Genomic DNA, 25907 nt, shown 5'->3' on the forward strand with positions numbered 1-25907 from the left:
GGTGGTGCGTGCGGGTGAACGTCTACAGGTGCGGCGCATTGTAGAGAGGCGTTTACAACAGTGTCAAACAGCAACTCGGTCAGCACTGGACTGGCGCGGAGTACGCTCTGGCAAATTACTTATCCCCGCTCAACAGCACCACATCATTCACCGTCGTGCCGCGCTCGTAGACCAGCGACTTGCCATCGGGCGACCAGGCGAAGCGGAAGATCACATCTTCTTTGAAATCGGTCAGCGCGTGCGGCGCGCTGCCGTCCAGGGGTTGCAGCCACAGATTGCCGCCGCCGTTGTTCATGACGCCATACGTCAAGGCGCGGCTGTCGGGCGTCCATTGCAACAGCTTCCAGAGCGGCGCAGGCATGTGCGGGAAAAACTTCGCTACCGCGCGGCCTTCGCGCAAGCGGTCAACGGGGAGCACGGCGACTTGCTGGCGTTTGGTTTGCGGGTCGAGCAAATAACAGGCGAGCCATTTGCCATCGGGCGAAAAGAGCGGATTCGTGGCCGCGTCGTCAAACAGCCGCTCCGGTGTGCCACCAGCGATGGCGACCTTCCACAGTACTGTCTGTTCGCCTTCCTCCATTGTGTAAACCACCCATTGACCATCGGGCGTAAGCGCGGGATCCGATTCGCCCGGCCCGTCCGTGATTTGTTGGGCGCGGCTGCCATCCGCCTCCATGCGCCAGAGGTGCGGGCGGCCTTCACGATAGGCGACATAAACGATGGTTTGGCCGACGGCGCTGGCCGTGGGCAAAATTTCGACGCGGCTGTCGCGCGTGAGTTGTTGCGGCGGTGTGCCATCGGCGCGGCGCGCCCAAATGTCCGTATTGCCCCCGCCATTGGCGGCATAAACAATGCGGTCGCCGGGCGGCCAGATCAGGCCGAAGGCCTCGCTGTAAAAATCGCCCAACCCCTTTGTGAGCGCGCGGGCCTCGTCGGGCGCGCCGAGGGGCATCACCCAGAGCCGCGAAATGCGGGTGGATTGAATCGTCGCCAACGCGCGCGCATCCGCTGAAAGACTGACGCCCAAATAACGATTCAGGTCGTTGATGAGCAAGTGCGCCGCGCCGGGCGGCCAAGCAAAGAGCCAGATTTCATCGCTGTAGGCATTGGAGTCTTCGTGCCAGGCGTTGGCGACGACGCCGCTGTTGCCAGGCAGCCAGGCAAGCTGCCCAATCCAGGGCCAGGGGCGCGCGGCCAGCAGTTGCGTCGTGCCGTCGGCCACGCGCACGGCGAGCAGTTTGCGATTCGGCCCGGCGACGCGGCGCTGCGCCGTGACACAGGCAATCCATTCGCCATCGGGCGACCAGGCCGGGCCTTCGATGGTCAGATATTCCGGCGCATTGAAAATCATCAAGGGCCGCGCCTGTGTGCCGTCGCTGTTGGCAAGCAGCAGCGCGCTGGTGTGCCGCGCCGGATCGTTGCGCACGAAACAGATTTGTTTGCCAGCGGGTGAAAAACTGACCGGGCTGTCTATATCTTCAACCAGCAGACGCGGCGTCCCGCCCAGCGTTGGAATCTGATAGAGCTTGCCGATGAGGCTGCCCTTTTCAAAGGTCACGAAATAAAGCTGCGTGCCGTCGGGCGCAAAGGTCACGCCGCGATACGTGACTTCAGCGGCAGGCTGTATCTGCACGCTGTTGGCAGCGTTGGTTTGTTTGAACCACAAGCCGCGTTGCGCGCCCTCGCGTTGTACATACGCCAAATACTTTCCATCGGGCGAGAGCGCCAAATGCGTCACGGAACTGTTGGTCGTGAGTTTGGTGGGCCGCATCTTTTGGAACGCTGCGGCAAAGCGCGCGCTCGGCGCGGGGCGCGTGTACCACCAATACGCGGCATAGCTGAGCAAGCCCAACGCCAGCAAGCCCAACGGCAACGCGCGGGAGCGGGGCCGCTGTTTTGCCAACACAACCGTCTCGCGGGGCGCGGCCACCGGCTCAACACGTGCTGTCGGTTCGGCGTCCTGCCAATCCAGCCAGTCCGTCTCCGCTCCGTTGCTACTATTCAATACGGGCGGTTCAGTGCGCGACTCGGTGTCGGTTTCTTCGACAAAAATTCCTGTTCCCGCTGTTTGCGGGATGGGCCATTCAGCGCGCACTTCGCGCACGGGCGCGACAAAACGGTAGCCACGCTTGGGGACGGTTTCGATCAAGGATTGGCCGTTGGCGTCAGCGCCGAGCGCCTTGCGCAATTGCGAAATGTAATGAGTGAGATTGCCCTCTTCGACAAAACTATCCGGCCAGAGGGTGCGGATGAGTTCGTCTTTTTCCAGCAGCCGACCGTGGTTTTCGACCAGCAGCAAGAGCGCGTCAAACAGCTTGGGCGAGAGAGGTACGACCGCTCCACGATGGGTCAGCCGTTGCTCGGCGACTTCCAGACGGAACGCTCCGAATTCGTATAAGTGATTGAATTGTCTGCGCATGACGGTGCTATAGATTTTTTCCAGCTTTTTTTCAGGATTTCTTCGGGACTTCTTCAGCCCGAATTCCTAGAGTGCCCAGCGCAGCATATCAATCCATTGCTTTAGAGATGGTCGAAGGTCAAATCAAATCAGGTTGCGGCGCATTCTAGTCGCAACCGCCATCACGGAGCAATGCGAAAGCTGCGGGGCCTTGCTGGGCATCACGGTGCGCCTGCGACCGCGCAGGCGCACCCATCACCTTTCACGAAACTGGCCTTTCGGATCGCAGGACGGATAAAACCGCGGAAGGTCAGCCCTGGGAGTGGAAACCAACTCTTCCGCTCCCATTTTATTTCCAGGACTTACGCGAAGATTAGCCACAGAGGCACAGAGACACGGAGGAAGACGGAGAACGGTGCCAACACGGTGAAAAAGCTCTGTGTCTCCGTGCCTCTGTGGCTAAATTGTTCGTGTCTTGCGTAAGTCCTGTTTCTACTCCCTGAAAGTGAGGAATGCATGAAACTCTTGATCCACACCCTGTGGCCGACGATGCTGCTGACAAGCCTGCTGGCTATGTTGCTGGCCGTATCTAGCCTGGCGCAATCAACTCCCAGCGTGTCCAGCGCAATGGTCGCCAGCGCCGACGAGTTCTATCAAAAACAGGACTGGGCCAACGCTGTCAAAGCCTATCAAACCGTCACCGCCGAATATCCCAACAACGGCCAAGCCTGGTACCGGCTGGGCATCGCGCATCATGCGCTGGGCCAATATCAGCAAGCCGTCGAGGCCATGCTCAAGGCCGAAGCCATCGGCCACAATCCGGTGGTGATGTTTAACCTGGCCTGCGCCTACGCCCGGCTCAACAACAAAGACAAGGCGTTTGAATGGCTGAGCCAAGCCATGCAACGCGGCTTCCGGCAAGCGCAGACGTTGGAGAACGATGATGACCTGGCGAGCTTGCGGGCCGATGCGCGCTACAAACCGCTGGTCGAGAGCGTGCGCGCCAACGCCGAACCCTGCACCAAAATTCCCGAAGCGCGCCAATTCGATTTCTGGCTGGGCGAATGGGATGTCAAAAACACCGCCGGGCAGATGGCTGGGCAAAGCAGCATTCAATTGATCCTGGGCAAATGCGTCATCCTGGAACACTGGACGGGCACGGGCGGCGTCAGCGGCAAGAGCTTCAACGTCTTCGACACCACCGACCACAAATGGCATCAGACTTGGGTGGACGATCAGGGCACGTTTACCGAATACAAAAACGGTGAGTACAAGGATGGCAAGCTGGTCTATGTGGCCGAGCAAATGCAGAAGGGACAGAAAACCTTGCAGCGCATGACCTTCTTCAATCTGGACGCGAATCGCGTGCGGCAATTCGGCGAAACCTCCAATGACGGCGGGCAGACGTGGCAGGTCAGCTACGATTTAATTTACCACCGCAAAAACCCGGCCAAAGGCGGGCAGTGAGCGAGGCCACCCCATGACGCTAAAAAACAAATTCGCACTCAGGTTGCTCGTACTTGGCGGTCTACTCATAGCCACGACGCACGACAGCCAGGCCCTGCGACTTTATCAATTGAACGAAGGAGAAAGCAGCGTCCTCAGCGTGAATGCGCTGGCGTGGCTCGCCGGAGCCTGGGAGAGCCAGTCAGCGCAAGGCGTGCGAGAAATGCAATGGAGCAATCCCAGCGGCGGTATGCTGCTGGGGTTTGGGCGCAGCGTCGTCAATGGCAACGTCGCTGAGTTTGAATTCTTGCGCATACACCAAACTGCCGAGGCCGTCTGGCTCACCATTCAAGCTGGCCGCCAACCCGCCCTCAACTTGCGCCTGACCGCAGCGCAGGAAGCCTCAGCCACGTTTACGGCTGCTTTAACAAGCCCGCGGCATGCCTTCCCCCAACGCCTCATCTATCACCTGGAACCAGACGCAACCTTAACGGTGCGGCTGGAAGGCCTGCGCGCGGGCAACCCTCATTGCCAGCAATTCACGTTCAACCGCGTCAAACCTGAATAGGCGGCAACTACGAAACCAGAACGTAACTGCGCAGCCTGGGAGCGCAGTTACACCAAAACAACAGAGGCCCACGCTTGGCGTTGCGTGAGCCTCTGTGATGTCTACTGCTTAATGCCGGGCACGGGCACGTCGCCGGACTGGCCGTGAACCTGGATGATAAACGCATTATCCGAGCTACGGTTGATGAACCAGGTTCCGACCAGGGGTCGCCAGACGGCGATGTCGGCTTTGCCGTCGCCATCGAAATCGCCCGGCACCGGTACATCATTGTAAGGCGCGTAATTGGCGCCCCAGTATTTCAGAATCGGCTGACCATCCGACGATTTGCGGATGTACCAGATCGAATCCTGCCCACGCCAGATGGCCACGTCGGTCTTGCCATCGCCGTCGTAATCAGCTTGCACGGGCACATCATTGTAAGGCGCGTAACCAGCGCCCCATTGAATGGTGCGTGTACCGCCGCTGCTGAGCTTGATGAGCCAATTGCCGGTTGACGGACGCCAGACGGCAAAATCACACTTGCCATCGCCATCGTAATCGCCCGGCACGGCTATGTCGCCATTTTGGCCCCAAACCTCAATCAGGTTGCCGCCGTTCGAACTCTTCTGCACATACCACGTCCCGCTGGTGGGCCGCCAGACCGCGAGGTCTGTTTTGCCGTCGCCATCGAAATCGCCCGGCGTCGGCACATCGTAGTAAGGCGCATAATTCGCCCCCCAATACTTCAGAATCGGCTGGCCATCCGACGATTTGCGGATGTACCAGATCGAATCCTGCCCGCGCCAAATGGCTTGATCGGTCTTGCCGTCGCCGTCGTAATCGCCCGGCACGATGACATCGTTGTAAGGCGCATAACCCGCGCCCCACGACATCGTCTGGGTCGCGTTGTTGCTGCTATTGATGCTCACCCAATTGCCCACCGAACCGCGCCAGACACTCAAGTCCGTCTTGCCGTCGCCATCGAAATCGGCCAGCGCGCGCGGCACACCGGTTTGCGTGATCGTGAAGGACTGGCCCGCCACCACCAACGTGCCGACACGCACGCCCGTGGCCGCATCCGGCGCAACTGTATAGGCGACGCTGCCATTGCCCGTTCCGCTGGCGCCGCTGTTGATCGTGATCCACGGATCGCTGCTCGTCGCGCTCCAACCGCAGCCGCTGTTGGCGGTCACCGCCACCGTGCCCGTCCCGCCGCTGGCCGCGAAGCTCTGTCCACCGGGTGTAATCCCAAAGGTGCAGCCCAACGTCACGCTCAACGTGTAAGCACGCGCGCCGTTGCATTGGTTGGCGTCTTTCGCAAAGACCGTGAAGCTGTAGCTGCCGATTTGCGTCGGCGTACCGGAAAGAACGCCAGCCGCGCTCAGCGACAAGCCCGCAGGCAACGAACCGCTCAGCGCAAAGGTATACGGCGCGAGTCCGCCCGTTGCCGTAAAGCTCTGGGTATACGCCGAACCTGAAACGCCCGCGACCACCGTTTGCGGATCAACCGTGATGGGCGGGCAACTGTTGATCACCAGCGTGTAACTGCGGCTGCCGGTGCACAGATTCGCATCGGTCGCCGTGACCGTAATCGGGAAGCTGCCGCTTTGCGTGGGCGTGCCGCTCAGCAAGCCCGCGCTGGTCAAGCTCAACCCCGCCGGCAACGTGCCGCTGGTGATGGAGAAGGAATAGGTTCCTGCTGGTGTCGTGGCGAAATTCTGCGGCTGGTAAAGCACGCCGACCGTGCCTGTGGGCAACGTCGTGGGCGAGAGCACCAGCACCGGGCAGGTAATCACCACGCTGTAAGGCTGGCTGCCCGGACAGGTATCCGGGTCAGTCGCCGTGATCGTGAAGTTATACGTGCCCAGCGTCGTCGGTGTGCCCGACAGCACGCCGGTGCCGCCATTCAGCGTTAGGCCCGGCGGCAACGTCCCTTGCGAGACGGTGAAGGCATACGCCGCCGCTGGCGTCGCCGAAATCGTTTGGTTGTAGGCCACGCCGACTTTGCCGCCCGGCAGCGTCGTGGGCGAAATCGTGACCGTCCGGCAATTGATGATGATCGTGTATTGCTTGCTGCCGGGGCAGCCCGCCAGATCATTCGCCCCGGTGGCCGTGATCGTGAACGTAAACGTTCCGACCAGCGTCGGCGTGCCGCTGATCACGCCCGTTGCGGCATTGATCGTCACCCCCGGCGGCAAGGTGCCGGTGGTCACCGCGTAGTTATAGGTTCCCGCCGGACTGGCCGTGACGGTTTGGCTGTAGCCCAAACCTATCGTGCCGGTCAGCAAATTCGCGGGCGCAAGCGTGACCACCGGGCAGTTGATGACGATGGTGTAGGCCTTCGTCGCCGGGCAGTTGTCGTAATACTTGGCCGTGATCGTGAAGTTGAACGTCCCGACAAAGTTGGGCGTGCCGCTGATGAGGCCCGAAGTCGCATTGAGCGACAAGCCGTTTGGCAGCGCGCCCGCCGTCACCGTGTAATTCCAAACGCCTGCGGGCGAAGCCGTCACCGTTTGGCTATACGCCGTGCCATAAGTGCCATTCGGCAAGCTAGCCGGGGCAATCGTGATGGTCGGGCACGAGATGACCAGCGTGTACGTAGCGCTCACGCCCGTGCAGCCATTGCCATCGGTCACCTTGACCGTGATAGGGAAGGTGCCCGCTTGCGTCGGTGTGCCGGAAAGCTGTCCGTTCAAGGCCAACACCAGGCCCGGCGGCAAGGCACCGGAGTTGAGCGTGAAGTTCGCCGCATTGCCCAGCGCGCCCGCTTGCGTGAAGGTTTGGCTAAACGGCACGCCCACTGTGCCCGTGGCGACCGCCGGGGCCGTGACCGTGATCGTCTGGCAAACAATGACCAGCGTGTAAGTCGCGCTGATGCCCATACAGCCATTCACATCGGTGACTTTGACTGTGATGGGGAAGCTGCCCGATTGCGTCGGCGTGCCCGATAGCAAGCCGCTCGAAGACAGCGTCATGCCGGTCGGCAACACGCCCGTGTTAAGCGCAAACGTGATGGCCCCCAGGCCGCCCGTTTGCGCGAAGCTCTGGCTAAACGGCGTGCCCACCGTGCCCGTCGCGACGGCGGGCGGCGTCACCGTGATGGTTTGGCAACTGATGACCAGCGTATAAGTCGCGCTGAGTCCCATACAGCCATTCGCATCGGTCGCTTTGACCTGAATCGGGAAGCTGCCCAGTTGCGCGGGCGTGCCCGAAATCAGCCCGGCAGTCGAGAGCGCCAGCCCGGTCGGCAGCACACCCGAATCGAGCGTGAACGTGACCGCGCCCACACCGCCCGTTTGCGTGAAGCTCTGGCTAAACGCCGCGCCAATCGTGCCTGTCGCAACGGCAGGCGGCGTCACTGTGATCGTTTGGCAACCGATGACCAGCGTGTATGAGGTGCTGATCCCAAAGCAGCCGTTGGCATCGGTCGCTTTGACCGTGATGTTGAAGCTGCCCGTTTGCGTCGGCGTGCCCGCCAGGGTGCCGTTCGCCGCCAGTGTCACGCCCGTCGGCAACGTGCCCGTGTTGAGCGTGAAGGTCACCGCGCCCAGTCCGGCAGTTTGCGTGAAGCTTTGATTGAAAGGCGCATTCACCGTTCCCGTCGTGACGGCGGGCGGCGTCACCGTGATCGTTTGGCAGCCAATGACCAGCGCATAAGTCGGACTCACGCCCATACAACCGTTGGCGTCGGTGTATTTGACCGTCAGCGGGAAACTGCCCGATTGCGTCGGCGTGCCCGCCAAGGTGCCACTCGTCGAAAGTGTCAATCCCGTGGGCAAGGTGCCCGAATTGAGCGTGAAGTTGCCCGCGCCAATGCCGCCTTGTTGCGTGAAGCTTTGATTAAACGCGGCGCTGACCGTGCCCGTCGTCACGACAGGCGGCGTGACCGCGATGTTCTGGCAAGCGATGACCAGCGGATACGTCGGGCTGACGCCCATACAGCCGTTGGCATCGGTCACCTTCACCGTAATTGGGAAATTGCCCGATTGCAGGGGCGTGCCGGAGATTACACCGTTCGTGCCAAGCGTAAGGCCGGTCGGCAGCGTGCCCGTATTCAGCGTATAAGTAACCGCGCCCACGCCGCCGCTTTGCGAGAAGTTCTGGCTAAAGGCCGCGCTCACTGTACCCGTGCTGGCCCCAGGCAGGGCAACCGTGATCGTTTGGCAATTGATCACCAGGTTGTAAGTGACGCTAATGCCAAAACAGCCGTTGCTATCGGTCGCCCGCACCGTAATCGGGAAGGTACCCGTCACGGTCGGCGTGCCCGAAAGAACGCCGTCCGCTGTCAGTATCAACCCGGCGGGCAAGACGCCTGAATTCACGGTGAAACTGACCGCGCCCACGCCGCCGGTTTGCGTGAAGCTCTGGCTAAACGGCGTGCTGACCATCCCGCTGCTCACGCCTGGCAGGTTGACCGTGATGGGCGGACAGTTGACCGTCAGCGCAAAGGTTTTGACGCTGGTCGCGCCGCAATTGTCGGTCGCCGTGACCGTCACAGTAAACGTGCCCATCGGCCCGGCATTGGTAACCGTGATGACGCCGGTCGCCGTGTTCACACTGAACCCGCCGGTAAAGCCCGGCGCGCTGGCGACGATGCCGGTGATGAAGCCGTTGTCGGTCGGCGCGGCGCTCGGCGTGATGGTCGTGCCCGCACCCGCATTCACATTGGAAGCCGAATAATTGCCCTGCACCGGCGCAGGGTTCGCCAACACGTTGACGATCAGATTGGCCGTGGTCGTCAGACCGCCGCCATCCGTCACTTTAAGCATGACGGTGTGATTGCCGAGCGCCGCCGTGCAATCCACCGCAACCGTCGCGGTGATCGCGCCCGCGACATTGACGAAGTTCGACACCAGAACGCCCGGCGGCGCCACTGACTCCATCGTCACAATCAAACTGCCTGCGGGCGTATTGAGATCGCCCACCGTCGCAACCGCTACGCCCGGAGACGTGATGCCCTGCGTCAAGTTCAGGGTGGCAGCAGGCGTAATCGTCGGCGGCGTATTGACGATCAGTTGGAACATCGCCGTGCTGGTCAAACCGCAATTATCTGTCGCGGTCACCGTGACGGTATATGTCCCGGACGGCCCGGCGTTGCTGACGTTGACGACGCCCGTCGTCGTGTTGACGCTGAAGGTGCCAGTGAAGCCTGGCGCGGCGGCGGCGATGCTGGCGATAAAGCCGTTGTCAGTCGGCGCGGCGCTGGGCGTCACCGCCGCGCTCGTGCCCGGGTTGATCGGGCCTGTGGCCGGATAGACACCCAAGACCGGCGCGGTGTTCGCGGCAACGTTGACCGTCATATTGACGGTCGCCATATTACCGGCGTTGTCGGTGGCTTTGAGGCCGACCAAATTCGGCCCGAGCGCCGCCGTGCAACTGGCCGCGACATCGGCGTTGATCGTGCCCGTAGGCGTGTGCGTGATGTTAGTGACGCTGATGCCCGGCGGCAACGAAGTCACGATCACGTTCACGCTCGAAACCGGCGCCAGCACATCGGTCGCGGTGGCGATGGTGGAATTGGTGGCGGGCGAACCTTGCGTGCGCCCCACGGCCACGGGACTCAGGATCAAGCCATTGCCGACCGGCGTCGTATCGGTCGAACTATTATTCGCCGGCACCGGATCGGTGCCACTGCTCTCGCTGATGGAGGCGGTGTTGGTGATTTGCACGACGCCGAGGGGCAGTATGGCCGCCACATCCACGGCGAATTTATGCAGCCCTGAACCGCCGCCCGCGACGTTGCCGATATTGATCGTACACATCGTCCCCACAGGCGAGCCATCGGCGCATGACCACACCGAAGGCAAACTGGCCGTCGCGTTGAACGTCGTATTCGCGGGAACGAATTCAGTCAGCACAACACCGGCCGCATTCCGGCGGCCCACATTGCTGTAGCCCAAGTCATAAACAACCGTCCCGCCCGCCATCGAGCTGATGCCGTGATCGGATTTGGCGACCGCCATATCCGGAAAGGCAATGATGGGGACGCTGTCAACGTTGGACATCGCCGAGGCAATGATGCTGTCGGAGTAGGTGAACTGATTGGTCACCTGCGTCACACCGATGCCGACGGGATTCACTACGCGCACCGCAAAGAAGACCGTGCCGGAACCGCCGATGCCAATGTTGCCGATGTTGTAAGTACAAGGCGTGCCCGCCGGAGAACCGTCCGCGCATGACCAGCCCGGTGCGCTAGCCAGGGCTTCAAAGGTGGTGTTGGCAGGCACCGTTTCGGCCAGCATGGCTCCAGTCGCATCCTGATCACCGGTATTGGAATAGTTAAGCTGGAACAACGCGACTTCACCCGGTTGCACCATTGCCCCAATGGGCGTGTGCGTCTTGCTGATCCCGATGATGGGCGCGGTCACTTTAATGCTAAACATGGCGTCTGTTGTGCCACTCACCCCGCCGCAATTGTCAACGGCTCTGATCGTGACCGGGCAGGTCATGCCCATGACAGGCGCGTTGGTCAGCGTGAGCTTGCCGAAGTTCGGCCCCGGCGTCGTGTTGATGGCGAGCGTACCACACGCGCCACTGTAACTTTGAACACTCAGAGTGCTAATCGTCCCGTTGTCACTGGGGCCCGCAGACGGACTGATCATGGTACTGAGGGCACCGGCCCCAACGCTTACCGTAACAGGATAGCTCAAGACTGGCGGCGTGTTCGGCGCGACCGTCACCATGACCGGGGTCATGGTGACAAGGCCATTGGAATCGGTGGCCGTCACATTAAAGGTGGCATTAGTGGCCGTACAAGACGCGGCGATGTCAGCCGTCAACGCGCCCGTCGCGGTATTGAACGCAACGTTGGTCAAGGTCACACCATTGTTCGTAAAGGGTCCCGCTCCCAGCGGAGTAACTGTCAACGCCGAGCCTGGGTCTTCCGGGTCATTGATATTGGCCAGCGTCAGATTGGTGGCCGGATTGCCCTGGCGCACGGCTGGATTGGTGGCTGAAATCGCGGGCGGAGCATTGATCTTTATCGTGAACTGGGCCGGTGTGATCAGGCCGCAATTATCGGTGGCATTCACGCTGAGCGTGAACGTGCCGCCCCCCGGCCCGGCATTCGACAGTTCCACTGTCCCTGCCGGCGTGGCCATCGCGCAGGCGGGCATCCCACCCCGAATGCAATAACTGCCTGTGTAGCCACTCAAATTCCCAATCGTGAGGCTCGCCACACTGACGTTATCACTCGGGCCGGTGGCGGGCATGATCGTAAGCGCCCCGCCTTGATTGATGAGGGGCGGCGTCATGGGGTTTGGATAAGTCAGCACCGGCGCCGGATTGGCAAACACCGTGACCGTTAACAACTGGGTTGTGGTCAACCCGCCCCCATCGGTGACCGATAAGGTGAAGGGCACTTGGCCGGTGGCGGCGTTACAGGCCGCCGCAATATTGGCAAAGTACATGTTGTTCGTTCTGGACAGGGTGTTCACGGTCACGCCACCCACGGTTGCGCTGGAACCGCCGTTGATAGTCACAGTCAGGCTGGCCAGGGGCGTGATATCGTCAGACAGATTGTCAAGGATCTTCACATTCAACGCTTCCGCCGGCGTGACGCTGCCACCCGCCGTGCGCGTAATCCCAATCGCCGGTGTGAAGGTCGGCGGAGCATTCACTGTCAGCATAAAGGTGACATCCGCTGTCAGCGTCGGGGTGCAGCCCGCAGGGATATTGTTGTTGGTGGCCCGAATGGTAATGGTGTAAGTGCCAGCAGGGTTGGCATTGGGAATCGAAACCACACCTGAGCCATTGACTGTAACGCTGCCCGTATAACCACCTTTGTCTTGTACCGCGTAAGAAGTGATATTTGTCGGCCCGGTCGCGGGGTTAACGGTGAGCGAGCCGTTGATATTGACGCTCTGGTTCGCATAAGACAGCGTGATGGGGTCGCAAACCACAAACGGGTTAGCTGCTGGCAAGGTCAGGGTGCTGGCGTTGAACGCTGGCTGCCGCAAGTACGCCAAAAAATCCATTCCAGGCGCGAAGCCCGCACCGAGGCTTGGCAGCGGACGGGAATCGCGCGCCGTAAAAACGGATTTCGGCTGTGGTGGCGCGGCTTCTTTGGACGCTTGCACACTGCGTGAGGCCGTCAACAGATGGGTAAGCGCGGCGCGCGACGAGGCAGAGACAGACGCAGATACATAAGAGCCAAAGATCGAAATCAGACCGGCCAAACCAATGCATACGATGGCCGTGCGAGAGAGGGCGAATTTAGCAATGACTTGTCTCATAGCTTTCCTTAATGCCAGCAACCAAGATTGCCTTGTGTGTGTAAGTTGATAAAAGAGTGGTGAACCTTGTCTGCTTCTTAACTGTTCAATTGAATTTGCACAGGAGGCCCAGCAACGATTCAACCAAGACTGCCAGCGCCAGCTTGATCGCGCGGCCTGCTGAGCCACCCCATGATGAACGATGATGAACCTCTGGTTTTATTTTCACGGGCAGGCTGGCCCGGCGTTCAGTCGCCAGCCTGCCGCAAACTTTTGTCGCGCCCGGACAACGCCGGGCTGACACCGCCGCTTTATTGACAACTCGGCGTAAACACCGGCACGGTAATGGTCGCCACATCGGTCAACGTCAACGCGTGCAGGTTGTGCCCTTGTCTGAAAGCGCCGCTATTCGACAGCGTATTCGGATTGTGATTGATGACCGCTCCGATCAGCGCCCGGTCTTCCACCGTGCCAAACTTCATCCAGCCCGTGCGTCCGGACGAGATGGCCTGGCTGAAACTCACGAAGGTGCGGGGGAAGCTGTTGGAAAGGATGGTGCGGAACTGGCAACCACCCGTCGCGGTAAAGCTGTAGCCAATTTCGGCGTCATCAAACAGATTGCCGTTGAAATTGCCGATATTGGCCGCGACCGCCCGGAAGTCGCCGCCGACGCGGTTGACGATCAGCATGGTCGAATTGCCATCCGCCAAACTGCCGATGCTATCCACCGCCAGCAGCCGCGGCATCCGGTTGTAACTCATGCCGTCAAAGCGCAGCGTGACATTGGTGGCCGTGGTGTCTACGCCAGCGGGTGCCCACATCGCCGCCGCGACGGTTTGCGCGCCCAGGTTGGCCGCGTGGCCCGAAGAGAATTTGATGAATTCATCCCCGATCAGGCAGTTGAAAGCGATGGGCAACCCCGTCATGCAATCCACCGCCACGGCCATCATGTAACCCGAATTGCCCGGATCGAAATCAGACGCCAGGAAGGCCGCCGTCTGATTGGGCGTCAGACAAATAAACGCGTCCAGCACCGAGCAACTGCTGCCATCCACGACAAACAGATGCACGCACACCTGGTCGGCATCCGACGTGTTGGTGATGCTGACGCGCGTGTTTTGGGAATTCGGATTGGACGCATCCGAAGCGTAGATCGGATAGAACAGCACCGAACCCGGCTTTTGATCGCTGGCCTCGGCCAACGCCGGATAGCCGATGCCTGGGGTCGTGCCCGGCATCGTGATGCGCGTGTCCCAACTGGAAGTGTTGTTGGCCAGATTGGGATCAGGCAGGCAATTCATCGTCGTGATCGTCGCCGTGTTGGTCACGGTGATCAGCGGATGTTTGTCCGGCACCTTCGCCACAATCGTGATCGTGCCGCTGGTCGGGAAATTGGTGCCGACCTGATTGGCCGCGCCCAACACGCCGATGTTCGCCTTGACCGTCGTCACGCCCGCCACCGTCGTGATGGTGAAGGTCGTGCCAGCAATGGTCGAAGTCGGCTGTCCGACCACCGTGAAGCCTTTCGGCAAGGTGTCAATCACCATCGTGCCCGCCGAATTGGAAGGCCCGGCGTTCGAGAAGTTCAGCACATAGGTGACAGTCGAGGTGACGGCTTGCGTGCTGAAATTCGCCTGGACTGGCCCCGTCTTGGTAATGGACAAATCGGATTGCGCCTGCACCGTCGTCCGCACGGTCGAAGTGTTATTGGCCAGGTTCGGGTCAACATCCCAAACAATCGCCGGATTGGGATTCGGGCTTGGTATGCGCGGCGTATAGCTCACCGTGGCCGTGTTGGTCAGCACCGTATCGCACAGCACATTCGCACCGACGCGGATGATGATCGTCAGGCTGCGCGTCACGCCGGGACTGGTGAGTCCTGGCCACGTGACCTTGACCGTGCCATTCGCACCGACCGCCGGGCTGGAAGCATCCAGCACGCCGCCCGCACTCGGTACCGCCGAAACCAGCACCGTATTGGGCGGCAACGGATCGGTGATCATCACGTCCAGCGCACAACTCGGCCCGTTGTTGATGGCGTCAATCGTGTAAGTCAGCGTGTTGCCCGCAATGACCGTGGCCGCCGCCGTTTTGGTAATCGCCAGATCGGGCCGCGCGACGACTGTCACCGGATCAACCACCGTGGCATTGGCGGGCGTCGGATCGAACGACATCGAAGTCGCCGTCACCGTGTTGTTGTAAATGCCCGGCGCAAGACACGGATCAATCCTGATCAACAGCTTGATGACCGCCGTCGCATTGGGCAGCAGCGTGCCGCCGCTGCAAGTGATGACGCCGCCCGAACCAACCGTGTTGGGCGCGCAGGTCATCCCCGCCGCTTGCGAAACATCGGGCGCGGCGGCCAGCGTTTGACCGGTGGGCAGCGTGTCAACGACCTGAACCATTTGCGCCGTGCTCTGGCCGTTGTTCTTGACCGTGATCGTGTAAGTGAAGGTGTTCCCTGCCGTATTGGTATTGGCCACCGTGTCGTCAACCGTGTGCGACTTGGTGGTGACTAAATCGGAGGTCGGCGAAACCGGCGTCGTGAGTGTAGTCGTCGCGCTGACCGGTTGATTGAAGTTATTAGTCGTCGCGCTGACCGTCGCGTTATTCACCAGACTGACCTTCGTCGAAGCGTCAATGAACACAGTCAGGTCAATCAGGACGACGTTTTGCGCGCCCGCCGGATCGCCCGGCGTCAGCGTCGGGTTGGATGACAGCAACGGTGCCTGGCAATTGACGATGCCGCCATTGCCGTTCGGATCAACCACGCCCTGCGGCGCTTGGCAAACCAGCGACGTTCCCAAACCGCCCGACCGATTGGCCGTGACGTATCTGGCATTCGCCGGAACCGTGTCGCTGACCAGCAGGTTGATCACATCGCTGGGGCCGTTGTTGGTGACCTTGATGCGATAGGTCAGCAGCGTGCCCGGAATGACCGCACCCGCCGGAGCCGCCGGATTCACAGCCGGGGTCGAACTGAAGACCGTCTTCGTGATCGTCAATTGCGAACGCGCAATCACGACCGTGCTGGTGGGCAGCGAAGTGTTGTTGCCCGCGTTCGGGTCGGGTGTGAGGGCGGACGAAATCTGCGCCGGATTCGGCACGATCACGCCGCCGCTGACCGAAGCGTTGACTTTGACCTGATAAGTGATCGTCTCTTCGACGCCGCAGACAAATTCGCCTTGCACCGTCGGCGGCGGGCCGGGCGAAGCATTCGGAATGCAAGTAATGCTGCCATTCGTGCCGCCCGCCGGGTTGTAACTGCACGCCGCGCCCGCAAAAACGCCGGTACCCGTGAGCGAACCCGCCACAAAAGTTGTGTTGCCGGGCAGGATGTCCAGCACCGTGACCGCCATCGCATTGCTCGGCCCGTTGTTTTTGACGCGGATGCGATAGGTGATGTTTTCGCCCGCCACGACGCCCGCCGGCGGCAAGGGGTCAAGCACATCTTTGATGACCTGCAAATCAGCGCTCGTGTGCACGACCGTGCTGGCCGCGCCCGTGTTATTGCCCGGGATCGGATCAACTTCGGGGCCGGTCAACGCAACTGTCGCTGAATTGTTGAGATTCGAATTATCGGGCAGATTCTTGGCGGCGGTGACCTTGAGCACGATGGTCACGACACTGCCTTTCGGGAAATCGCCCGCCGCGCCCGCCGCATTCTTGCAAGTGACCGTTTGCCCGTTCGCCACGCAGGTAAAATTGCCCGGCCCGCTGGCAAAGAAGGAAACAAACGTCGTGCCCAGCGGCAAGGTGTCGGTCACCACAATGCTGCCCGGCGCAACCCCGCCTGACACATCGCTGGGCCCGTCGTTTTTGACGGTCAGCGTGTAATCCATGTTCTGTCCGGCGATGACCGTACTGGGCGCGGACTTGACCAGGCTCATATCGGCTTCGCGCCGCACGGTGGTCTGAGAAGTCGCCGAACGCGGGCTGCCCGGATCGGTCGGCGAAGTCACCGTCGCCGTATTCACAATCAACGGTGGACTGACGGGCGCACTCGAGGCGACCTTGACCGTGATGATCGCTGTCGCCGTTTGACCCGCTGGCAGCACGCCGTTGGGCAGCGCGTTGCAAGTGACAACGCCGGGATTCGCGCCATTGTGCGAACACGCGCCTGCCGTTGAAAACACGCCCGTGCCTATGACCGAAACGAAACTGGTATTCACCGGCAGTGGATCAGTCACCACCACGTTTTGCGCGTCACTCGGCCCATTGTTCGAGATGGTGACGGTGAACGTCAGATTGGTGCCCGCCACGACCGGGTCGGGCGAATCGGATTTCAAGATGGAAAGCGTCGTGCTGGTATTGACCGTCGTCGTGGTCGTTGCCGTATTCGGGCTTGGCCCCGGATCGCTGGTGCTGGAAGCCACGGTCGCCGTGTTGGTAATCGTCGCGCCGCTGATCGTGCCAGAAGCGACCTTGCCAATCAGCGTGATCGTGGTTGACGCGCCTACGGGCAACGTCGCTTTGGTGCAGGTAATCAACCCCACGCTGCCGACGGGCGGCGCGGTGCAGGCAAACCCCACATCCGTGCTCGACACTGAAACGAAGCTCAACGGCGCAGCCAATTGGTCTGTCACCACTACGTTTTGCGCGTCGCTTGGGCCGTTGTTCGTGATGGTGATCGTGTAGGTCAGATTGTTGCCCGCGATGACCGGGTCGGGCGAATCGGTCTTTGTGATCGCCAAATCGGCCGATGTATTGACCAGCGTGCTGGTGGCGTTCTGTGAGTTGTTCGAGGGATTCGGGTCCGGCGTCGCGGGCGTCGCGCCAGCGGCCACCGAAGTGATCGTCGCCGCGTTGGCAATCAAAGTACCTTGCGCCACATTGGCCGGCACGCGTACCGAATACGAAAGCGTACCCGACGCATTGACTGGCAAGACGCCCACCGCATTCGCGCCAAAGGCATTCGCATTCGGGGTGCAAAGGAATTGCACACCCGGCGTGGGCGTGATGCCGTTACAACTCAGGCCGGGCGCATTGATCGCACCGACTGCAACCAGATTTCCCGCGACCGTATCGGTGACCTGGACGCCGACGGCATCGCTCGGCCCGTTGTTTTTATAAGTAATCGTGTAGGTAATCTGTCCGCTGCCCGGTGCCGGGCCGCCCGCCGTGACTGCCGCTGGTGACGAGGTCTTCGTCAATTGCAAATCGGCATTCGGCCCTACTGCCGTCTGGATCGTGGTCGCGTTGTTGGTCGTGTTCGGATCGAGGTTGGCCGGAATCGCCGCCACCGTCGCCGTGTTGCTGATAAAGCCGGTGGGTGTGCCCGGCACGACCGCGACGATGTATGTCAACACCGCCTGTTCGCCCGGCTGCATCACCGTGGTGTTCGTGCAAAGGCCGCCGTGCAAAGCCGCCAGCGTGCAGGTGGCGAACGCGCCCGTACCGGTCAGCGAAACATCTGTCGTGTTGGTGGGCGTCGCATCCACCACACTCACGCCGCCAACCGCAGCCGTGCTCGGCCCGTTGTTCTTGACCGTGATCGTGTAGGTGATCTGATTGCCCGCCAGCACCGCGTGCGGCGAATCTGTCTTCGTGACAGTGATGTCCGTTTGTTTGTTGACCGTCGTCGTTTGCGTCGCTGATTGCGTGCCCGGATTGGAATCGCTGTCCGTCCAGGTGACGGTCGCGGTGTTGCTGATCGCGCCAATGCCCGGCAGCGTGTTCGGATTGACGTTGACCACGACGGTTAACGATTCCGCAGCGCCGGCGGGCAGGACGACGGGCAGGCAAGAAACCACCCCGGCATTGTGCGAACAGTTCGAGAAAATGCCGCCGCCGCTGAGCGAAACAAAGGTCGTGTTGCCAGGGATCGGATCGGTCAGCGTGACGGCCTGGGCGTTGCTCGGCCCAGCGTTGGTGACGGTGATCGTATAGGTCAGGTTATTGCCCGCGACGACCGGATCGGGGTTGTCAATCTTGGTGATGCTGACCACCGCATTGGTAATGATCGTGGTGTTGACGGCAGCCGAGTTATTCCCCGGCACCGGATCAGTCGTGCTCGCTTGGATGGTCGCCGTATTGGTGCGCACCGCAGCGGCGGAATTGGCTGGCGCAAAAGCCGTGATGACAAAGGTCGCTGTTTCGCCCACGGCCATTGTGCCTTTGGTGCAGGTCACCGTGCCGTTTTGATTGGCGCTGGGGCCGGTGCAAGAGAACCCTGTGCCGACGGTTTGCGCCACCGAGACAAATGAAATGCCCAGCGGCAGCGGATCATTGATGATGACGTTTTGGGCGTCGCTCGGCCCGGCGTTGTTGACGACCAGCGTGTAGGTGAAAGTCGCCCCGCCTGCGGTAATGGTGGGCGCGCTGGTTGTTTTGGTGATGCCCAGGTCGGCTAACGTATTGACCAGCGTGCTGGTCGGGCCTTGCAGGTTGTTGGCCGTATTCGGATCAGGCGTGGCGTTCGCGCCGGTTGAAGCAATGTTCGCCGTATTCGTAATCAACGTGCCCGGCGCAACGCTGGCGCCGACGCGCACCGTGTAGGTGATCGTGGCCGTCTGGCCAACCGCCAGTACACCACCCACCGTCGTCGGGCCGCAGGTGATCGTGCCGCCCGGCGAAACCGCGCAACCGCCCGGCGGCGCGCCTGTGCCTGGCGTCCAGGTGGGGCCAGCGGTAATCGTCGTATTGGCCGGAACATTGTCGGTGACGACGACAGCGTTGGCATTGCTGGGGCCGCTATTGCTGATGTTGATCGTATACGTGATCGTGCCTGCACCGGCAACGACAGGGCCTACGCTGGCGGTCTTGGTCAGTTGCAAATCCGCATTCGGCCCCACGCCCGTGTTGGTTGTGGAAGAATTGTTGGTCGTATTCGGATCGCTGACTTGCGCGCCGACGGTCGAGACGTTGGCGGTGTTATTGATGAAACCGTTCGGCGTTCCGGCATTGACCGTGACGACAAAGGTGATGGTCGCGGATTCGCCCACATTCATCACGGCGGTGTTCAGGCAGCCCGCGCCATTGAGCGCGGCGGCAGTGCAACCGGCAAACGCGCCCGTGCCCGTCACGCTGACGGCGGTGGTATTGACCGGCACGGCGTCGGTGACGCGCACTTCGCCGATGCTCGCCACACTGGGGCCGTTGTTTTTGACGGTCAGGGTGTAGGTAATTTGATTGCCCGCAAAGACGGCATCGGGCGAATCTGTCTTTTTGATTTGCAGATCGGTGCTGTGCACGACGGTGTGCGTCACCGCCACATTGGCATCAGAGAATTGATCTTCCGGCCCGCCAAAGGTATTCGGGTCACCCGCCGCAGCGATGTAATGCGCGGGATTGCCCGTGATGACCGCCCCGACCGACAGGGTCGGATTGACTTGCACGGTGTACTGAAACTGGAATACCTGACTCGTGCCGGCAGCGCCCGCAAAAAACGTGCGGTTTAGATCATTGGGCTGGCAGATGATGGCGCCAGTCCCCCCGGCCACCGGCGTCGCGCAAATCCAGTTCGGACTTAAGGCCGGTTGTTGGCTGATCGAAGCAGAAACAAATGTCGTATTGGCTGGCGTTGCATCGGTCAGCAAAACACCCAGGTCATCAAACAAATCATCGTTGATGACTGTGATGGTGTAAGTGATCATGCCGCCCGCCGCCACCGTGCTGCCACCTGCTGGCGAAGCAGTTTTGGTGAAGGTCGAGAGCATACTCGCGGCAGGCGCGGCCAGGCTCGACTTCACGAACGAATTGTTCCCAAGCACCTTGGCCAGAGAAGCAGGTGTATGCGAGAGGATTTTCGCGGCAAGTTGGCCTGCTTTTATTCGACCCGCTTCTAGGCGAGCGGCAGCGGTTTGCCCACCTAGTCGCGCGACAACCCCTGGTAGGGGCGTCACGCCAGCCACAAGCGCGGCCAACATAAGCAGGACAAAAGCCGGTAAAAATGCACGGCGTAATACAGAAGTGTGTGTGTTTGTGAGCTTCACGGTGGACCTCTTTTGAGTCTCTATTTGCTTGGCGCAAGCGAACCGATAGGCGCCAAACTAAAATTCGCACTACGATTTTGTAGGCAATAAGCTAGCTGCTTTGGCAGAGCACGATCTCAGTCTTTTTTGGCAATCAAGCTGTCCAAGGTAATGAACCAGGATAATTCACCCGCCCGATGTTCAAAGAGCCACCTCATCACCTTTCCAGCGAAACGTTTTGTTAGCGAAATGTTTTATGGGTACTTCACGATGCTGCGATAGGCTTTGCGATAATAGTAATAAGCCTCGCGGTATTTACCTTGTGCGGTGAATGACGCCCCCAGTGCCAAATCCGACGACGGGTCGTAGACGACAACCCCAGCCCCGGCGGACGCTAGTTGTGCGTTGTAAGTGTCAATCACAATTTGCCGCGCTGATTCCAAATAGCCGCCACGGCTGGCGGGCAATTGAAACAGCCCTACCGCAGCCACGGTGGTCGGGTCAGCCGCCAGATTGCGCTCGACAGCCGTGCGCAGCGTGAGCGCCTGGAACGTTGCGGTTTGGCTGCTCAGTGCGGCTTTGTTGTTGTTGTCGTTCGTGACAATGTGATTTTCGGCGTTGGTCATTTGCGTGCTCAACGCCGCCGTGTTGGCGTTATCGTTGGCGATGCTGTAATCCAGTTGATTGTGGACATACTCTGCGCGCAAGTTGGCCCCTTTCAGGTTGCCGCCAACCGTATCGTCGTCGCAAAATTTGATCGGGAAATAAGCGACCTTCAGGGCGAAATAAACTGCATCCGAAATAACACAGACAATTTTGAAGTTCCCCCCAAAAACGAACGCTAAAATCGTCTGATTGCATGCGCGTTGCGCCAGTTCCCTGACTAATTCCGCCGCCAACAACGCAAAGCCAACGGAATAAGCCACCTCCGGCGGTTGTGGATTCAACGGACAGAGGTTTAAGGAATACTGCGCACCGGGAAATGGATCGGTGGGCGAAAATTGCGCCGCCTTGGTCGCGCTCTGGGCAAAGGCCCGCGCCATCACTTGTTGCTGCTCTATCACGGCGGCCTTCAGGATAGACAAATCGGGGAAGCCCGGATAATCCGGCGGCAAGTCGCTGTATTTCAGACCCGGCAGTTGTTCCAACATGGGGTCCAACATCTCACTGACCTTGTCGCCGACATTGACCAATTTCCCGATTTCTTTTTCAGCCAGCAGGATGGTGCGCAAATCGTTCTGGTATTGCTCGAAATTGGCCACAGTCACCGGCAGCATCGCCGGGACCTCCATCGTGATCGCGCGGCCATCTATCTCACGTGTAACACGCTCACGCGCTGGCCCGGTCTGGCGGCTCTGCTGCGCCAGTAACGGTGCGGCCAAAAACAAAGTGAACAGAATAGCAACTGAAATTCTGACAACGTTTCGATTCTTCATAGTGTGTGAACCTCGCAGTCAAATCGCCAGACTAGGCTGGCAAGCACCGCATTCCTTTCTTGACAGACTTACCCATTCGTCGTTATCGCAAAAGCGCAAGGGCGCGCGTCCCGGCGTTGCTGCACTTTGGGCGTAAGCACCCGCCGGGTGAGCAGCGTGGACCGCGTTGATTACGGGTACTTGACCACACTGCGGTACGCCTTGCGGTAATAGTAATAAGCATCGCGATATTTCCCTTGCGCAGTCAGCGTGGCGCCCAGCGACAATTCAGCCGAAGGGTTATAAATCGTCACGCCAGCCCCGGCCGCGGCCAGGTGCGCGTTATAGGTATCTATCAGAACCTGGCGCGCGACTTCCAAATACCCTCCGCGACTGGCTGGCAGTTCAAATAAACCTGCACCGGCATAGTTCGTTGGGTCTTCAGCCAGATTGGCCTCGAGCGACATTCTGGTGGTAAGCGTCTGGAAGGAATTCAACTGGCTGCTGAGCGCGGCCTTGTTATTATTGTCGTTCGTGACAATGTGATTTTCGGCGTTAGTTAACTGGGTGCTCAGTTTCGCCTTGTTCGCGTTGTCATTGGCAATGCTGTAATCCAGTTGATCATGGAGGTACCTCATCCGTTCGAGCAAGACGTCTGCCGCCACAAGATTGGTGTCGTCATGGCAGGCTTTGATCGGATAGTCAGCGAACTTCAGGGCGAAGTAGATAATCTCAGTCACGATACAAGCGACGGAGAAGTTTCCCCCGCCACCCAAAATTTCGGTGATCTGGTCGCAAAAATCTTTTGCAATTTCCCGCACTCCCTCAGCAATCGCCAAGGTCAGCCCAATCGAGAATTCGACTTCCGGCGGTTGCGGATTCAAGGGACAAAACGAAGCGTATTTGATCGGTGGAAATGGGTCGCTTGGCGAAAAGGTGACAACCCTCGAGACCCCCTTCGCATAAGCCTCAGCCAACAAATGCTGCTGCTGCACAACGGCCTGTTTCAACTGAGTCAGATCAGGAAAGCCGGGATAATTGGCTCCCAGAGTCGCAAAACTCATGGCCTGCGTTTGTTGAAAGCCAGAATCTATCCGGCTCACCATCTCAGGGTTACCCAACGTAACCATCATCGCCCTTAGCGCGGGCAGGATAGTCAGCAAATCGCTCTTATACCGATTGAAATTGTCCTCGGTCGGCGCATTTACCGCAGGAACCGGGATCGGGGTTGGGGTCGGTTGTGGCTGCTGTGCCAATACCGCCGAAGTCAGCAGGAACGCTAGCAGCACAGCAGTCATCAATCTGGCAACGTTTTGCTTATGCATATTCATCGCTTTTCACAGTCAATCCGCCTTCTGGTTGGCGGCGACCGCACTCCTTTCCATGTTGCTTGGTTCCTTTTTCAATTCAATCAGCACATCGAACAGAATAATTCACCAAACGAAGACAAACCTCAGATAGCACACCGGCACTTCCGCGAAAATAGAAGTGAACCGTGCGACCACTTTTTGCTCCTACCTTAACTAAACACACGCAAGCTTGGCTGTCAGGCAGGCAAGTAAACTATACCTACAGCCAAACTTGGGCTGTTATCGTGGCTGAACCACACTTCCACCGATGACCACGACTGGTACAAACTTCAAGTACGAGCTAATTGTAGGGATGAGCTGAAAAAGCTTTTATTCTACGGGAGGACCCAGTCTTCGAAAGCGCTGGCATAATAGCCCCTGGGACGAGCGCTATAAGACAGGTAACGTGTGCCAGCGATAATGAAGCAACTTAACTAAGTAGAGTTTGGGTTTGACTCTTTATAGAATCCAACTATACATCTTTGTGAGAAAAACTCAGTCAGCCCAAGCACTATAAAGCCAAGCCTAAAAAAAATACAACCCTAAATAGCGAATTGCCCTGAGGAGCTACACATAAATCATCAAATTTCTTGAACGGCAAAAAAGCATCCGGAATTCAGCATTCGAACAATGTCATGCGCCATCTCTATCTGCTGTTGCACCTCAGGTCATTGACCGCAGAAAACGAGATGCGCTTGCGCGGCAGAGTCGAAGCGAGCAAAAAAGGCGGTTAGCGAAGGCAGCTGAAGCGCCTATCGGTAAGACCGATATCTTGCTACTGCCAGCTTGATTGACGTGTAAACCAAGTGGAACAACGCCCGGTCAAAGACAGCTTTTAAGGTGGCCCCTGTAGGATTCGAATCTACAACCAAAGGATTATGAGTCTCGCCAAGCCGATGTTATCCAGTTACACGCATTTTCAACCTGTGACAAGTCGTCAATAGACATCGGCCTTTTGGATTCTTCTCCTTTCTAGTCTAGGCTGTTTCAGTGACTTTGCTTTGAAGTCCAAACTCTATCTTTCGGCGGTCAAATCCGCTTACGCAAAGCTTGTCAAACTCGAACAGCAATTGGCCGCCGCGGAACATCAGTTAGTAAAGTAGCGTCTATGCGGTTGACGAGATTTGAAGTATTGGCGCTGCTGCCAGATAAACCAGACATCACGGGCTTCGGAATCGAGGTCTCGCCTTCGGGCCGGGTCACGTTGGAAGAGTGGACGCTGGGCTATGAAACCGTGGTGGATGGCTTGCCCGAACGCTTTGACGCGCGCCTGGTTTGGCACAAAGGCCGCACCGAACTCGGCCCGCTCATCCTGGTGAAAGCGGGCGCGGCCCCGCCAAACCAAGTTAATTTTTATCTCAAGCCGGACTTGGGCAAAGTCAAAAAACGCTATCGCCTCAACTCGCCGCCCGCGAAACCCAAGCCGTGATGGCGCGACTCAATTCTCTCAAAACAGCCGTGGCGAAAACTCAGGCGCGGGTCGTTTGGGATTGCACGAATTCGGCTGTGCCAGCCTTCAATTCTTTTTCGCCGCAGGTTGGCGGAAGGACCGTTCCACCATGTCGTTCACCTCGGTAGACACCGGGCCATCGCGCCAGAGCCAGCGCATCATTTCCGGCATGATGGCACCGCCGTACTTTTGCCCGTGCAGATTCAGGCTCCACGAATAATTCACGTCGTAGCCCTTTTGCGTCAGCGCTTTCATCAACCGCACGTTCTGATAAAACCAGTCCCGCTTTTCGTCATAGACGCCGTTGCGCGACAAGCCGCGATTGTCGTTGCGCCCGTCGCACAGATACACGCGAATAGGCTTTTTCTCGCTCGCCAGCACCTTTTCGGGATAGACGTGCCCGCCGCGCAAATTCGTAAAACTGCCGACGTTGCTCAACACTTTGCGGAAATAGTTGGGCCGCTCCCAGGCGACGGTGAAGGCGGCAATCGCGCCCGAACTCGAACCGCCGATGCCGTGCAGCTCCGGGTCTTTTGAAATGTTGTAATCTTTGTAAAGCACCGGCAGCAGTTCTTCGGTAACGACGCGCGCATACTTGTCATCGAGCGTGTTGTATTCGGTGGGCCGGTTGGTGGTGCGGTCGCCCCATTCCTGCGCGTTGGGTTCGGGCTGTTCGGGCGTGCGGCCTGGATTGATGAACACGCCGATCATCACCGGAATCTCGCGCCGGTAGATCAGATTGTCCATCACATTTTGGGCCCGAATGTCGCCGAACTCTTCTTTGAAGGCCTGCCCATCCTGATACACCATCAGCGCCGCTGGCACCGCTGGATCATATTGCGCGGGCACATAGACCCAATAGGTGTGTTGCGTGCCGGGATAGGCGCCGCTGGTGCTGAGCAGCGTGTACGGCCCGCGCACCTCGCCTTTCGGCACGCCTTCCTGCGGCAGCGAATCAGGGCCAAGCCGGTATTGCGAATTCGGATTCGGCCCGGGCGGCATCGGCGGCGGTTGATTGTTGCCGCGCGCACCTTGCTGCCCTGGGGCCGCTTGCCCCGGCGGCGGTTGCTGCACGGGAGTTTGGGCCAGGGCCAGCCCTGACAATCCCATCAACGTGAAACCGATGGCGTACCGTAATGCTCTGCTCATGTTGAAAACTCCTCCGGCTGGAAAATG

9 protein-coding genes are annotated in these 25907 nt (G+C 59.5%); 3 read left to right on the plus strand and 6 right to left on the minus strand.

Going from position 1 to position 25907, the window contains the following annotated elements; genetic code table 11:
• Positions 1 to 115: 115 nt before the first annotated feature.
• Positions 116 to 2419: a PD40 domain-containing protein gene (locus tag HY011_19775; GenBank protein MBI3425179.1), complete on the minus strand. Its 2304-nt coding sequence runs from the start codon at positions 2417 to 2419 to the stop codon at positions 116 to 118.
• A 495-nt stretch (positions 2420 to 2914) separates the two neighbouring features.
• Here HY011_19775 and HY011_19780 point away from each other — a divergent pair, with 495 nt between their 5' ends.
• Together HY011_19780 and HY011_19785 are read left to right on the plus strand one after the other, a co-directional pair.
• Positions 2915 to 3865 (plus strand): tetratricopeptide repeat protein, encoded by a 951-nt coding sequence (locus HY011_19780; GenBank protein MBI3425180.1) that lies wholly within the window; start codon positions 2915 to 2917, stop codon positions 3863 to 3865.
• Positions 3866 to 3878: 13 nt separating this feature from the next.
• A complete protein-coding gene (locus tag HY011_19785; GenBank protein ID MBI3425181.1) occupies positions 3879 to 4412 on the plus strand; it encodes a hypothetical protein in 534 nt (177 codons plus the stop codon).
• 101 nt (positions 4413 to 4513) lie between these two features.
• Here HY011_19785 and HY011_19790 read toward each other — a convergent pair whose 3' ends face one another.
• The 4 genes from HY011_19790 to HY011_19805 form a co-directional block, all read right to left on the minus strand.
• A complete protein-coding gene (locus HY011_19790; protein MBI3425182.1) occupies positions 4514 to 12625 on the minus strand; it encodes a putative Ig domain-containing protein in 8112 nt (2703 codons plus the stop codon).
• 290 nt (positions 12626 to 12915) lie between these two features.
• Positions 12916 to 20295, minus strand: a complete 7380-nt coding sequence (locus tag HY011_19795; protein MBI3425183.1) for a DUF11 domain-containing protein — start codon at positions 20293 to 20295, stop codon at positions 12916 to 12918.
• 476 nt (positions 20296 to 20771) lie between these two features.
• Positions 20772 to 21953, minus strand: a complete 1182-nt coding sequence (locus HY011_19800) for a hypothetical protein (protein ID MBI3425184.1) — start codon at positions 21951 to 21953, stop codon at positions 20772 to 20774.
• 170 nt (positions 21954 to 22123) lie between these two features.
• Entirely contained in the window at positions 22124 to 23257 is a 1134-nt protein-coding gene (locus HY011_19805) for a hypothetical protein (protein ID MBI3425185.1), read from the minus strand.
• Positions 23258 to 24389: 1132 nt separating this feature from the next.
• On the opposite strand from HY011_19805, the gene HY011_19810 reads away from it, so the two are divergent.
• Positions 24390 to 24710 carry a hypothetical protein gene (locus tag HY011_19810; GenBank protein MBI3425186.1) on the plus strand — a complete coding sequence of 107 codons (321 nt, stop codon included), beginning with the start codon at positions 24390 to 24392 and terminating at the stop codon, positions 24708 to 24710.
• Between the two features lie 87 nt (positions 24711 to 24797).
• Here HY011_19810 and HY011_19815 read toward each other — a convergent pair whose 3' ends face one another.
• Positions 24798 to 25733, minus strand: coding sequence for an esterase family protein (locus HY011_19815; GenBank protein ID MBI3425187.1), 936 nt, complete (start codon positions 25731 to 25733; stop codon positions 24798 to 24800).
• Positions 25734 to 25907: the final 174 nt, after the last annotated feature.

The sequence above is a fragment of the Acidobacteriota bacterium genome, from assembly GCA_016196035.1.
Taxonomy (GTDB): domain Bacteria; phylum Acidobacteriota; class Blastocatellia; order RBC074; family RBC074; genus JACPYM01.

What these genes read in the sequence shown, in the direction of transcription:
- HY011_19810 (MBI3425186.1), top strand. Translation starts at nt 24,390, where the DNA reads ATGCGGTTGACGAGATTTGAAGTATTGGCGCTGCTGCCAGATAAACCA.
- HY011_19790 (MBI3425182.1), bottom strand. Translation starts at nt 12,625, where the DNA reads ATGAGACAAGTCATTGCTAAATTCGCCCTCTCTCGCACGGCCATCGTA.
- HY011_19815 (MBI3425187.1), bottom strand. Translation starts at nt 25,733, where the DNA reads ATGCCGCCCGGGCCGAATCCGAATTCGCAATACCGGCTTGGCCCTGAT.
- HY011_19805 (MBI3425185.1), bottom strand. Translation starts at nt 23,257, where the DNA reads ATGCATAAGCAAAACGTTGCCAGATTGATGACTGCTGTGCTGCTAGCG.
- HY011_19780 (MBI3425180.1), top strand. Translation starts at nt 2,915, where the DNA reads ATGAAACTCTTGATCCACACCCTGTGGCCGACGATGCTGCTGACAAGC.
- HY011_19800 (MBI3425184.1), bottom strand. Translation starts at nt 21,953, where the DNA reads ATGAAGAATCGAAACGTTGTCAGAATTTCAGTTGCTATTCTGTTCACT.
- HY011_19775 (MBI3425179.1), bottom strand. Translation starts at nt 2,419, where the DNA reads ATGCGCAGACAATTCAATCACTTATACGAATTCGGAGCGTTCCGTCTG.
- HY011_19785 (MBI3425181.1), top strand. Translation starts at nt 3,879, where the DNA reads ATGACGCTAAAAAACAAATTCGCACTCAGGTTGCTCGTACTTGGCGGT.